This window comes from Metabacillus indicus (genome assembly GCF_046603695.1).
Lineage (GTDB): Bacteria > Bacillota > Bacilli > Bacillales > Bacillaceae > Bacillus_P > Bacillus_P indicus.
This window is the reverse complement of record NZ_CP176757.1, coordinates 3,738,502-3,751,497: the sequence shown is the minus strand read 5'-3', so window position 1 is coordinate 3,751,497 and position 12,996 is coordinate 3,738,502. Positions and strand designations below refer to the sequence as shown.

Below are 12,996 nucleotides of genomic sequence, written 5' to 3'. Positions count from 1 at the left end.
AAAAGCTGCAAGTAAAGTGGTTGAGCCGGCAACTAAAGCGTTGATTTCGGCAAGTAAAACGTCCACTTCGGCAAATAACGGTCATTTCTGCAGCTTTTGAAGAGCATCAGACAGTTCTTTTGCCTGCGTTTCCCTGTTAAATGACTGAAGCAGGTGGCCGCGCAGTCCTTTTTTCATGGTAAGGAGACGTTCTGGCTGACTTTGAGCAAGCTTTAAGGCGCGGATGAAATCATCTGCGTTTTCAGGCTCAAATGGGAAGCCGGCCTCATTTGCTTCAACGATTTCCTTCGCCTCGCCTTCCACGCCAATCAGGACAGGCAGCGATACCGACATATAATCAAATACTTTTGATGGAATCGTAATTTCAAACAGCGGATGTTTTTTCAGGCTGACAATGCCAAGGTCCGCACTTTCGTAGTAGGAAGCAAGGTCTTCTTTTCGTTTGCCTTCAAGAAAACGTACATTTGTCAGGCCCATGGAAGCTGCTTTTTCCATTAAGGGTTCTTTTTCAACGCCTTCCCCGATGAAAAGGAAGCAGACGCTTGGGTCATGTTTTAGCTTGTCTGCTGCTTCAATGATGGTTTGAAGACCCTGGGCAGCGCCGATATTTCCGGTGTAGAGGACAAGGAACTGATTTTCGATGCCAAGTTCTTTTTTTACATCGCGTGCTTGTGCAGGAGCTTCAAGTGACGGCGGATTGACGCCGTTTGGAATCACGGTGATTTTATCAGCTGAAATACCCATGCCAATCAGACGGTCTTTGTAGCCGTGCGTCACGACGACTATCAAATCGGCCCTGTTGTAAATGAACCTTTCAAGCTTTCTTGCAAGGTCCAGCAGGCGCTTGTTTTTGAACTGGCCGAGAATCTCAGCGAAGTCGACCCATAAATCGCGGACTTCAAAGACGAACTTTGTTCTGTGGATCCTGCTCAGGATATATCCCGTTACCCCCTGGAAAAGCTGAGGGGAGGTCGCGTATACTATATCCGGTTTTCTGACTCTGAAACCGCTGAAAACGCTCGATACCATAAAGGATAAATAGTTGGCGAGCCGGCGGATGGAGCTCTTTTTCGTATCACGTATTTGAAAAGATCGGTAAACAGACAGTTTATTTACCTTCTCTTTGCTGAATAATGTTGAGGATGGCTTTGGAAAGGCCGTCAGCACATGCAGATCATGGCCCAAATTTGAAAGGTTTGTGCTCATATCAAATGCACGTCCCTGAGCTGCACCTATTTCAGGCGGAAAGTGCTGTGTAATGTAAATAATTCGCATAGTAATCCCTTTCCATAAAATATTAGGATATGTCAATATATTAGTGTAAAGTATTAATGGGAAAGTTACAACTTTGATCTGAAAAGGAATGGATAGCCCATGAAGAAAATATGTGTCATCACCTCTGTTCACCAGGCGTATGACGGACGCATTTACCATAAACAATGCAAGTCGCTGCAGAAGGCGGGTTACGATGTGACGCTTGTCGCGCCAAAACCCCATGCTGTTCTGGATGATTCCATTAAAATAGTGCCGGTCGAAAAGCCGAAATCAGAGCTTAAACGGTTTTTACATACACTGACGGTTATGAAAACGGCCAGAAAAACAGGGGCGGATCTCTACCATTTTCATGATCCTGAGCTGATCCCTGCGGGGACACTGCTGCGCATCATGACAGGCAAACCCGTCATTTTTGATGCCCATGAGCATTATCCGAATGCCATCATGAGCAAAAAATATTTAAAAAGCTGGCTGAAGAAGCCGGTCCGGTTTGCTTATGAGATGATAGAAAAAATCTGCCTTCCTATATTATCGGGCGTAATTTATACAACAGATGAGGTAGGGGAGAGGTATCAAAAATACCGGTCATGCAAAATTGAAAATTATCCGCTGACAGATATGTTCACCGTCCATGACGGCGAAAAGGACCGCAGACTTGTTCTGTATCTTGGCGGGATAACGCCGATCCGGGGAATCAGACAGATGACGGAGGCGTTCATCATGACGGCGGACAAGCATCCTGATGCAGCCTTTCAATTTGTAGGGAGATTTGAATCAGAAGCGTTTGAAAGAGAGATTAAGGAAATGGTTGAGAAAAGCGGGCACTCTGACAGGATCACATTTGCCGGAAGCGTGCCTTACTCTGAGATTGAATCGTATTTGTCCAGAGCATCCATCGGGGTGATTCCTTATCTGCCTGAGCCCAATCATTTAGTCTGTCTGCCAAATAAACTGTTTGAATATATGGCAGCTGGCACAGCGGTAGTGGCTTCTGATTTTCCGCACTACAGAAAGGTAGTGGAGAACTCAAACAGCGGACGGCTTGTTGACCCTGAGAGCCCGTCAGCAATTGCCGGTGCGCTTTCAGGCCTGCTTGAGAATCCCGGTCAGGCAGAAAATTTTGGTTTGAACGGCCGAAAAAGTTTCGAAACCGTCTATAACTGGGAATCAGAAGAGAAGAAACTGACAGCGTTTTACCGTAAGCTCCTGAAGTAGCAGGAATTTGTTCAAAAAGCGTTCAAACTTAGAATAGCCGCAACAGATTCTTAACAAAATAATAATTGCAAGTTCAAATATTTTTGCTATGATGGAGGAAGTGAAAATATCACACATAAGTTGGTGCAGACATGTTAGATTATTCTAATTATATTATAGCTTTTATAGTTTCTTTTATAGTGGCTGTATCGATCACACCACTTATTAAAAAACTTGCAATAAAAATGGGGGCAGTTGATAAGCCCGACAGCAGAAAAATCCATCAGGGCCTGATGCCGAGGATGGGCGGCCTTGCGATCTTTATCGGAACCGCTGCAGGCTTCCTTTATCTTAAGCCCGAATCCATGTATATGAATGAAGTCATCATCGGCGCGTTCATCATTGTTCTTGTCGGTATTTTAGATGACCGTTTTACGCTTAAAGCGAAATATAAGCTTATCGGACAGCTGGCAGCTGCCGGAGTTGTCGTATCATCAGGGTTGCTGATCAACAAAATTACGCTTCCGTTTTTCGGGCTCATTTACCTCGATTACTGGAGCTATCCCGTGACGATTCTATGGATTGTAGGGGTAACCAATGCGATCAACCTGATTGACGGACTGGACGGGCTTGCTGCAGGTGTTTCATCCATTGCGATGACAAGCATCCTGATTATGGCCTTTACAAACTTTCAATTTGCGGTCGTGTCACTGTGCGTCATCTTAATCGGAAGCTCACTTGGCTTTCTGGTGCACAATTTCTATCCGGCCAAAATCTTCATGGGAGATACCGGGGCGCTGTTTTTAGGCTATTCGATTGCCATACTCTCCACGATGGGATTATTCAAAAACATCACATTGTTCGGTTTTATTATCCCGATCATCGTTTTGGCTATACCTATTTTCGACACGCTTTTCGCGATTGTCAGAAGGCTTGTGAACAAGCAGAATATTGCTGCGCCTGACAAGCTACACCTGCATTACTGCCTGGTGGACCTTGGCTTCAGCCACAGAAAATCTGTTCTGCTTATTTACTTCTTCAGCGCATGCTTTGGTCTTTCTGCGATCATCTTCTCAAACGCAACGATGTGGATGGCACTCTTCATCATGATGATTCTTCTTCTGTTCATTCAGATTGCAGCAGAGCTTGTCGGCCTGATTGGCGAAGGCCATAAGCCGCTTATCAATGCATTCAGAAAACTGACGCAGCCTCAAAAAGACAATTAATGAATCCGTACAGCAACGAGCTGTGCGGTTTTTTTATGCACTAAAAAAGCTCCGGCACCGGCCGGAGCTTTTTCCTATTCATTTGTGCTGCTGAGTGTATCGCTGTCTGTTTCAAGCTCGAGGTGTTTTTTGAGCTCAATCTGAGTATTGGCAAGACTTGTATCATCCGGAATCCAATAGGCAACATTTCCGATGTATTCGCCAACGCCTTCAAGTTTAACCGTTTCAATCTTATTGGTGTTGAAGTTGTTGTATTTCTTGTAAAAGCCAAGAAGTTCCGACATTCTCATGTTCGTTTCGACATTTTCCCCAACTTCGTTTGTCAGCTGGTCCACCTTCAGCAAGGTGCCTGCTGAAACAATTTCATTTATGACTTCTTTAACGACCTGCTGCTGTCTTTCATTTCGGCCGATGTCATTGTTTGGATCCGCCTTTCTCATCCGGGCATAAGCAAGTGCGTACCGTCCGTCCATCTCCATAGGGCCTTCTTTGAATTCGAGCTTTTCAGCTTTAGGATCATCACTGTTCTGTTCAAAATCAAACGGAACATCAACGGTGATGCCGCCGACGATATCAATGATGTTTTTAAAACCTTCAAAATTTACGGTTGCATAATAATCAATCGGGATATCGAGGAAATCCTCTACTGTTTCAATCGTCAGCTCTTTTCCGCCGGAAGAGTAGGCGGAGTTAATTTTGCGCTTTGATTCTTTTCCCGGAATGTTTACGCGTGTGTCGCGGGGAAGACTCAATAGCTTCATCGTTTGATCCTTTGGGTTAAAGGTTGCGACCATCAACGTATCCGCACGGCCGCCTTTTCCTCCGCTTGAATAATCCTCAACACCGAGAAGCAGGATCGAAACGGGATCATTTGAAATCGTAACCGCTTCATCGCGGAGCTTCGATTTATCCCTGCCGAGATCATCGTAGGAATTGTTTGCTGCCTGATAGGTTTGGTAGAACACGTAGCCGGCATATCCTCCTACAGCTAAAAAGAGGATGAAGAACAAAAATAAGATGCGTTTAAAAATGCTTTTCTTCTTCTTTTTCTTTATTTTCTTTACTTCTTGCCTATTCATAAGATACTCCTCATTTTTCTTAAATTTTTGGCTGTTCTAAGTAAAGCTGCCGGCCTTCTGTGATTTCTCCCTGGCCGTTTGTCAGCTCAGTCATCCATTCTGTAAATGCTTCTTTCTGGCCCTCTTCTGCAAAGGTCTCAACCTCAACGGTATCAAGGTAGTGGATCTCTTTGAGCTGAAAGCGGGAGTTCCTCAGTTCGTTCTCCACTTTTCCGAGCCATGTATAGTCAATCTTAGTATGCATCACACGGGTCAACTTACGCTCCACAATGCCGATTTCATTTAATGCTTCTGATACCGAGCTTCCGTATGCGCGGATCAGACCGCCTGCGCCGAGCTTGATGCCGCCGAAATAACGCGTCACGACTGCGACTGTATCTTTCAGCTGCCTTTTTTTCAGAACTTCAAGGATGGGCACTCCTGCTGTCCCGCTTGGTTCTCCGTCATCGTTTGCCTTTTGGATGTGATCCTGTTCCCCGATCAGATAGGCGGAACAGTTGTGCGCTGCGTCCCAGTGCTTCTTTTTGATTTCCTGAATGAAGGCCTGTGCCTCTTCTTCTGTTTCAGCACGGGTAAGATAACAAATAAAACGGGATTTCTGTATGGATATTTCATGCTCTCCGTATCCTTTTACGGTATAATAGTGTGAAAGCATGCTTGTACACCTCCTTAAAGGGTTGCAGAAGGCAGCTTATTTCGAATATAGTGCTGTCCAGCTCCGGTGCCTAACTCCTCTGTCAGAACAAAATCCCCAAAAAAGTCAAAAACGGACTTTTCTGGTGATTTCTTATCTGCCTTTCGGAGCTGAACAGGCACCTACGCTTTTCTAAAAGCCATTCTTCTATTATAAAGCGACAAAATTTTCACTTCAATCATTATATTGTGTGATATTGTGTGAAGTTTATTTTAACCCATTAGCGGAGGAGATATAGTGGACTCCAAGAAGCTCGACTGCAAAGTGCTCGATCAGATTCTGGATAAAATGGTAAAAACGGTGGACGGCAGCAAAGGCGAGATTTTTAAGATCGGCGAACAGTCCCGCCATCAATACGAATCACTCGTCGAAGAGTTAAAGCAAATCAAAATACAGGTGAATGATGTCATTGAGCAGGGCGACAAGCTTGAGGTGCATGCGAGATTCGCCAGAAAGCGCCTCTCAGAGGTCAGCAAGCACTTCAAGCAGTTCAGCGAAGAGGAAATCCGGGAAGCGTATGAGAAGGCCCACAAGCTTCAGGTGGAGCTGACGATGCTGCAGCAGAAGGAAAAGCAGCTCAGAGACCGCCGGGATGACCTTGAGCGAAGGCTGCTCGGTCTTCAGGAGACGATAGAACGCGCGGAGGTGCTTGTCAGCCAGATTACCGTCGTCCTGAACTATCTGCATCAGGATCTGCGGCAGGTTGGCCTGCTCATTGAAGATGCCCAGCAGAGGCAGGATTTCGGCCTCAGAATTATTGAAGCCCAGGAAGAAGAGCGCAAGCGCGTTTCGCGTGAGATTCACGACGGGCCTGCACAGATGCTTGCAAATGTGATGATGCGCTCTGAATTAATTGAACGGATTTTCAGAGAGCGCGGTTCTGAAGAAGGATTCAAGGAAATCCGTTCTTTGAGGCAGAATGTCCGGAATGCCCTTTATGAGGTGCGCCGCATCATCTATGACCTGAGACCAATGGCCCTGGATGATCTTGGCCTGATTCCGACGCTCAGGAAGTATCTGTATACGATAGAGGAATATAACGGGAAGACACGAATCCTGTTCTCAAGCCTTGGGGAATTTGAAGAAAACCGGCTGCCGCCGCGGTTTGAGGTTGCGCTGTTCCGCCTTGCCCAGGAGGCAGTGACAAATGCCCTCAAGCATGCTGAGGCCCGCGAAATACAGGTAAAAGTCGAAGTGAACCAGAATAATATTGTCCTCATGATCAAAGATAATGGAAAAGGCTTTGATACGAGGGATACGATTCAAAATCAGAAAAAGTCATTCGGATTGCTCGGCATGAGGGAGCGGGTTGAGCTCCTGAACGGAAGAATGACCATTGATTCGAAAATAGGTCTTGGGACATTCATTATGATACAGGTGCCTCTTAACGTCTGAAAAAGGAGACAAAAGGCATATTGACGGCATGACCTTGTTTTAGACTAGAATAAAAAAATGGGAGGCGTATGCATGAAGACAAGAATTGCAATTATAGACGATCACCAATTATTCCGGGAAGGCGTTAAGCGGATCCTGGATTTTGAACCAAGCTTTGAAGTTGTATCAGAAGGCGATGACGGAGAGGATGCTCTTTCAATCGTTGAGGACAGCAAGCCTGATGTCGTCATCATGGACATCAACATGCCGAAAGTAAACGGCGTGGAAGCGACAAAGCAGCTTGTAGAAGCAAATCCTGAAACGAAAGTCATTATTCTTTCCATTCATGATGACGAAAACTATGTCACTCATGCGCTGAAAACGGGAGCACGAGGCTACCTGCTGAAGGAAATGGATGCAGATACACTGATTGAAGCAGTTAAAGTTGTTTCTGACGGCGGTTCTTACCTGCACCCTAAAGTCACTCACAACCTTGTGAATGAATTTAGACGCCTCGCGACAAGCGGTTCAGGCGGAGGCACAGCCACAATCGCAACGGAAATTCGGCGTCCATTACATATCCTGACGCGCCGCGAGTGTGAAGTGCTGCAGATGCTTGCTGACGGCAAAAGCAACCGCGGCATCGGCGAAGCTCTTTTCATCAGTGAAAAGACCGTTAAAAACCACGTAAGCAACATTCTTCAGAAAATGAACGTTAACGACCGTACACAAGCTGTAGTCGTTGCCATCAAAAACGGCTGGGTGGAAGTGCGATAGAACCTGCTTCGGCGGGTTTTTTTCGTTTTGAAGTTTTTCTATATAGCAAATCCCTGTTATGATAGGTAACAGGGGTTTTTGCTGTTCACCAATTATTTACATGAAAAATTAATGAAATTTATAGCATTATCTTATAGAATGAAAGAACAAGTTGAGAAGTCGATGACAAGGAAGGTACATTTTATGAAAACGGCAATTGTTACGGACAGTACAGCTTATATACCGAAAGAAACACGCGAGCGGCTGAACATCCATATGATCCCGCTCAGCGTTATTTTTGGCGGGGAAGTGTATCAGGAGGAAGTCGAAATTACGGCTGCCGAATTTTACGAGGAAGTCAAAAGCAAAGGTGAGCTTCCGACAACGTCACAGCCGCCCGTCGGAAAATTTGTCGAGCTGTTTCAGGAGCTTTCAAAAGAATATGACGCTGTCATCAGCGTCCACTTATCAAGCGGCATCAGCGGAACCTATAATGGAGCCGTCACTGCTGGACAAATGGCGGAAAGCATTAAAGTCTTTGCGTTTGATTCAGAAGTCAGCTGCATGGTGCAAGGCTTTTACGCGATTGAAGCGGCAGAAATGGCAGCTCTGGGCAAAACACCTGAGGAAATTATGGAACGCTTAAACGAAGTGAAGCAGTCGATCAGCGCCTACTTTATGGTGGATGATCTTTCCCACCTGCAGCGCGGAGGACGTTTGAGTGGTGCGCAGGCCTTGATCGGAAGCCTGCTGCAGGTCAAACCTATTCTGCACTTTGTAGACAAACTCATCGTGCCATTCGAAAAAATCCGCACACGCAAAAAAGCGCTCAACCGCATCTATGACCTGTTTGACGAAGAAGCAAACAAAGGCAAACCGATGCGCGCTGTCATCATTCATGCCAACCGTCCTGATGAGGCAGAGAGCATGAAAGCGGAACTCGAAGCAAAATATCCCCACGTCGAATATTCCATCAGCTATTTTGGGCCCGTCATCGGAACCCATCTGGGTGAAGGGGCTATGGGTCTTGGCTGGTATACGAGATAAAGAAGCCGCTCCGCAGGCCGCCTTAGAGCGGCTGCGGGGCTTTTTTTAGTGGTCTAAATAAACGGCAGGATATACCGATAAATAATATAAAAGCTCCTTTAAAAATTGACTCCATTCCCACGGAACGTGATTTATCCGCATAAGTACCCACTTCTCTTTTTGTCAACACAGGACTCTCTTCCTGTGATATTTCTTCGGTATCCGAAAAAAAGGACGAAATACAACGCAAAAAAGACGAAATTGCCACCGAAAATTTTGTATTTTTCATTAATTTTTTCCTTACATGACTAGACAATAACTGCATTTATTCCCATACTTGTATATGTATACATCAATATCCATATAGAGGAGAGATTATATGCAGGAAATTGACATTCAAAAACGGTCATATCGGCACTGGACAACACTTGAGGACCGGAAGCTTGTTGAACTCAGAAAACAAAACTTCAAATTCCGTGAGATTGCCAAGCAATTGAACCGGACGCCGATCAGTGTTGAAAAGCGCTTCAGAAAAATTGAAAAAACGAAGTTCGATCAGGTGTGAGGTTTTCTGTCCAAAATGGATTGCTGAAACCCGCAGAGATTGTGAGTGAAGGACTTCAGGTCGCCAAACACAGCCTCCGTGTTAGCCGAACCAATCCATCATTTTTATACTCCAAAGACCTCCAAACATACCTTCAAGGCAGATTGCTGCTCCCTGATGAGCTTCCTTTCCCCTTTGCCCTTATCCAATTACATGCTGAAAATGGCTATGTCAGTTATGAATACGGCGTGAAAGATGGAGCATGCTTCCGCTGCGGTAATAAAGATCCTCGGCTCATTGATTCCTTTCCGTGCGCGAGATGCGGTGAAAGCTGCTCCTATTGCAGGGCCTGCATTCAAATGGGAAGAGTAAGCGAATGTACGCCTCTCATCAAGTGGACAGGCCCGTGCCGGCAAAAGAGCGAGGCTGCATCTGCAGGCCTGGAGTGGGACGGCAGGCTTTCAAATGCCCAGCAAAAAGGATCAGACCAAATGGTTTATGCGGTAAGAAATCAGCAGGATTTGCTGCTCTGGGCAGTGTGTGGAGCGGGTAAAACCGAGATGCTTTTTCATGGAATAGAGGAAGCACTGTCGGAAAATAAACAAGTGTGTCTTGCAGCCCCGAGAACTGATGTCATCCTCGAGCTCACGCCAAGGCTCCGGACAGTATTCCCGAAAGTGAAGATTGCCTCTCTCTACGGAGGAAGTGAAGAACGCTTCCAGGAAGCGGATCTCGTCATTGCAACGACTCATCAGCTCATGCGCTTCACCGCTGCATTTGATGTCCTAATCATTGACGAAGTGGATGCCTTTCCATTTTCAGCAGACGAAAAACTCCAGTTTGCTGCAGCCAGAGCCCGAAAGCCTGACAGTTCTCTGATATACTTAACCGCCACCCCTTCAGAAAAAATTAAAGAAGCTATCAGTCTTCATGTGAAAATTCCGCAAAGATTCCACGGCCATCCACTTCCTGTTCCTTCCTTCACCTGGTGCGGGCATTACAAACGGGCGCTTCAGAAAAAGAGACTCCCTGAACCGCTTCAGCAATGGGTCACTGACCGTCTAAGCTCAAACAAACAGGCATTTCTATTTGTCCCTTCAATCTCAATTTTAAAAGACGTTGTGGCAATCCTGAAAAAGCAGCATGCAGCGGTCGAAGGGGTCCATGCAGAAGATCCGGACCGGAAAGAAAAGGTGCAGAAATTCAGAGACGGCGCCATTCCGATTATTATTACAACGACCATATTGGAGAGGGGAGTCACCATTCCTAATTCGGATGCGGCGGTGCTCGGGGCAGAAGCGGGTGTTTTTACTGAAAGTGCCCTTGTCCAGATTGCAGGACGTGTCGGCAGAAGCGCTGCACACCCTGATGGGGATGTCCGTTTTTTTCACTACGGAAAAACAGAAGCGATGATTCGTGCCAAAAAGCATATTCAAATGATGAACTCGCTGGTTGCGAAAGTGACTTTATGACTGTTTAGCATGTTAAATATATCCAACATTTTTACGTTATGGCATAATCGGTTAGTAGCAGCAGGAAAGGGGACAGAACGTTGGCTGTTAATGCAATGGAACAAATCATGTCAGACTTATTGTTTGAATATAAACAGGCTCTTCAGATGAGCTGCACGTGCGATGAATGCCTGAATGACGTGCTCGCGCTTGTCTTGAACAGAGTCCAGCCGAGATATGTGACAGACGCCGGCAAAATCGCCTACGTCAAAGCGGAATTCATAGACAAACAGCAGATGACGACGCTGATCGTCAAGCTCGCGGAGTCGGCGAAAATGGTTTCTGACATGCCGCGCTGCCGGAGAGGTGAAGAATGAGCCTTTGTCTGATTTGCGCAGCAGAGCTTGCACAAACGGTTACGTGGAGAAGCGTTTTTTTCTTGGAAAAGGAAGAAGCATGCTGCTCAGAATGCCTCGGGAAATTCACTCTGATAGAAGGACCGGTCTGTCGAACCTGCGGCCGGCCTCAGGCAGATGAACAAACCTGTTATGACTGTGAAAGGTGGCAGTCAGACTCTGAACTCGGCCCCGTCCTCACAAGTAACCGTTCGGTTTACCACTACAATGACTGGATGAAAGATGTGATCGCCAGATACAAATACAGAGGCGATGCAGCATTAGTACGCGTCTTTCAAGACTCCTTCCGGCAAGCTTTCCTTCAGCACTTTAAAGAGGCCGGCCTCATCGTTCCGGCCCCTCTCAGCAGCCAAAGACTTTATGAACGCGGATTTAATCAGGCCCTCCTCCTCGCTGAACTTCTCGGCCGCCCCGTCCTTTCACCCTTAAACCGCAAACATCTTGAAAAACAATCCAAAAAAACCCGCGAAGAACGCCTTCAAAGCGAAAATGTCTTTTTTATCGAAAAACCTTCTGACATTCTCTCAAAACACATCCTTTTAATAGATGATATTTACACAACAGGCACGACAATCAGGCATGCAGCAAACGTGCTGATCCAAAACGGGGCTGAAAAGGTCTCCTCCTTAACTCTCGTGAGAGGCTAAACGTTTTCAAAAACGAACCGATAATATTGATATATAGTACAATGATAGGAGAAATAATTGTGGAACTATCAAATTGTCCGGAATGCTACTCGTTATTTGTAAGAACATCTTTTAAAACAGTATGCGATACGTGCCATAAAAAAGAAGAGCGTCATTACGAAGCGGTTTACAGCTTTTTAAAACAAAGCAGGAACCGGACAGCTACACTGGTCACAACGGCAGAGGAGACAGGAGTTTCTGAAGACCTGATTCTGAAATTTATCAGACAGGGAAAGATCCAGCTCGCCAATTTCCCGAATCTCGGCTACCCGTGCCAGAAATGCGGAACGCTGATCAGGGAGAACAAGCTGTGCCTCACATGTTCAAAAGACTTGAAAACTCAGCTGTTTGACTTAGAGCGGGAGGAAGAACGCCGTCAGAAAGTCACAGAAGAGAAAGCGACTTTCTATACCTTTCAGCCCAAAAACAAGTAAGGCTGTTAATGCCCGGCAAAAAGGGCCGATAAAGATATCATCAAAGGAATGGAGGAGGATAAGAGATGAAAATCAATCATCTGAATTCAGCTTCAATCAATCCCTACCAAAGAAGTGCGGAAAAACAGCAGCTTCCGCAGGCTGCACAAAAACAGGATAAGGTAGAGATCTCATCCAAAGCGAAAGAACTTCAGCAGCAGAACAGCATCGATGCCGCAAGACAGGAAAAAGTGGCAGCTCTGAAAAATCAGGTTGAAAGCGGCACTTACCAGCCTGATCCAAAAGCTGTGGCCGAAAGCCTTTTTAATCACTATAAGAAATAGAACCAGGGGGATTTGCCGTGTCAGCACAGCCGTTAATTTTTAAACTCGAGAAGCTTCTCAGGCTTAATCAGCAGCTTCTGAAGCTAGCCGAAGCCAAAACAGAAGCCCTGAAAAAAGAAGATCTGGCTGTGCTTCAGCAAACCCTGAAGCAGGAACACATCTGCGTAAGCGCTATTAAGCTTGCAGAGAAAGAGCGGATCCCGCTCACCTCAGCCTATCTTGGCAGAGATCATGATCTGACACTGTCGGCATGCATCGAAAAAGCAAAGGGAGAAGACAAGGTCCAGTTTGCGCAGCTTTTATCCGACCTGACAGATGTCATGGACAAGCTGAAACAGGCAAACAAGCTGAACCAGCAGCTGACCGTTCAGGCCCTTCAGTTTGTCTCCCTGTCTCTTGATATGCTCATGCCTAAGGAAGAGTCCCCGGCCTACAAGCCTCCGGGCATATCTGCAGCAGCTCAGCCGAAACGAAAATCGTTATTTGATTCAAAAGCATAAAGCTCGGAGGAATGAACC

16 protein-coding genes are annotated in these 12,996 nt (G+C 46.0%); 12 read left to right on the top strand and 4 right to left on the bottom strand.

The genetic code is table 11. From position 1 onward, the window contains the following. Positions 1-81: 81 nt before the first annotated feature. Positions 82-1,275 (bottom strand): glycosyltransferase family 4 protein, encoded by a 1,194-nt coding sequence (locus ACK1LH_RS19190; protein ID WP_411333961.1) that lies wholly within the window; start codon positions 1,273-1,275, stop codon positions 82-84. Between the two features lie 99 nt (positions 1,276-1,374). On the opposite strand from ACK1LH_RS19190, the gene ACK1LH_RS19185 reads away from it, so the two are divergent. Then, on the top strand, positions 1,375-2,490 hold the full coding sequence (locus tag ACK1LH_RS19185) for a glycosyltransferase family 4 protein (protein ID WP_411333960.1): 1,116 nt from the start codon (positions 1,375-1,377) through the stop codon (positions 2,488-2,490). 131 nt (positions 2,491-2,621) lie between these two features. Further along, positions 2,622-3,695, top strand: a complete 1,074-nt coding sequence (locus ACK1LH_RS19180) for a glycosyltransferase family 4 protein (protein ID WP_203289061.1) — start codon at positions 2,622-2,624, stop codon at positions 3,693-3,695. A gap of 74 nt (positions 3,696-3,769) precedes the next feature. Here the strand turns inward: ACK1LH_RS19180 and ACK1LH_RS19175 are convergent, their stop codons facing one another. Both ACK1LH_RS19175 and ACK1LH_RS19170 read right to left on the bottom strand, forming a co-directional pair. Then, a complete protein-coding gene (locus ACK1LH_RS19175) occupies positions 3,770-4,774 on the bottom strand; it encodes an LCP family protein (RefSeq protein WP_411333959.1) in 1,005 nt (334 codons plus the stop codon). Positions 4,775-4,793: 19 nt separating this feature from the next. After that, entirely contained in the window at positions 4,794-5,429 is a 636-nt protein-coding gene (locus ACK1LH_RS19170) for a YigZ family protein (RefSeq protein WP_203289059.1), read from the bottom strand. Positions 5,430-5,705: 276 nt separating this feature from the next. On the opposite strand from ACK1LH_RS19170, the gene ACK1LH_RS19165 reads away from it, so the two are divergent. The 3 genes from ACK1LH_RS19165 (at position 5,706) to ACK1LH_RS19155 (ending at position 8,645) form a co-directional block, all read left to right on the top strand. Then, positions 5,706-6,863, top strand: a complete 1,158-nt coding sequence (locus ACK1LH_RS19165; protein WP_029284757.1) for a sensor histidine kinase — start codon at positions 5,706-5,708, stop codon at positions 6,861-6,863. Between the two features lie 72 nt (positions 6,864-6,935). After that, complete coding sequence (locus ACK1LH_RS19160; RefSeq protein WP_029284755.1) at positions 6,936-7,619, top strand: response regulator; 684 nt, start codon at positions 6,936-6,938, stop codon at positions 7,617-7,619. A gap of 183 nt (positions 7,620-7,802) precedes the next feature. Next, positions 7,803-8,645 carry a DegV family protein gene (locus tag ACK1LH_RS19155; protein ID WP_411333958.1) on the top strand — a complete coding sequence of 281 codons (843 nt, stop codon included), beginning with the start codon at positions 7,803-7,805 and terminating at the stop codon, positions 8,643-8,645. A gap of 22 nt (positions 8,646-8,667) precedes the next feature. Here the strand turns inward: ACK1LH_RS19155 and ACK1LH_RS19150 are convergent, their stop codons facing one another. Beyond that, a complete protein-coding gene (locus ACK1LH_RS19150) occupies positions 8,668-8,913 on the bottom strand; it encodes a hypothetical protein (RefSeq protein WP_411333957.1) in 246 nt (81 codons plus the stop codon). 90 nt (positions 8,914-9,003) lie between these two features. On the opposite strand from ACK1LH_RS19150, the gene ACK1LH_RS19145 reads away from it, so the two are divergent. From ACK1LH_RS19145 to ACK1LH_RS19115, 7 genes are all read left to right on the top strand, one after another. After that, a complete protein-coding gene (locus tag ACK1LH_RS19145) occupies positions 9,004-9,189 on the top strand; it encodes a hypothetical protein (RefSeq protein ID WP_411333956.1) in 186 nt (61 codons plus the stop codon). 338 nt (positions 9,190-9,527) lie between these two features. After that, entirely contained in the window at positions 9,528-10,640 is a 1,113-nt protein-coding gene (locus tag ACK1LH_RS19140; protein WP_411333955.1) for a DEAD/DEAH box helicase, read from the top strand. A gap of 80 nt (positions 10,641-10,720) precedes the next feature. Continuing rightward, a complete protein-coding gene (locus ACK1LH_RS19135) occupies positions 10,721-10,996 on the top strand; it encodes a late competence development ComFB family protein (RefSeq protein WP_029284747.1) in 276 nt (91 codons plus the stop codon). Further along, a complete protein-coding gene (locus ACK1LH_RS19130) occupies positions 10,993-11,682 on the top strand; it encodes a ComF family protein (protein ID WP_411333954.1) in 690 nt (229 codons plus the stop codon). Before ACK1LH_RS19135 ends, ACK1LH_RS19130 begins: the two co-directional genes overlap by 4 nt. Positions 11,683-11,738: 56 nt before the next feature. After that, a complete protein-coding gene (locus ACK1LH_RS19125) occupies positions 11,739-12,155 on the top strand; it encodes a TIGR03826 family flagellar region protein (RefSeq protein ID WP_411335127.1) in 417 nt (138 codons plus the stop codon). A gap of 65 nt (positions 12,156-12,220) precedes the next feature. Continuing rightward, entirely contained in the window at positions 12,221-12,478 is a 258-nt protein-coding gene (gene flgM / locus ACK1LH_RS19120) for a flagellar biosynthesis anti-sigma factor FlgM (RefSeq protein WP_411333952.1), read from the top strand. A 17-nt stretch (positions 12,479-12,495) separates the two neighbouring features. Then, complete coding sequence (locus tag ACK1LH_RS19115) at positions 12,496-12,978, top strand: flagellar protein FlgN (protein WP_411333951.1); 483 nt, start codon at positions 12,496-12,498, stop codon at positions 12,976-12,978. Positions 12,979-12,996 lie beyond the last annotated feature (18 nt).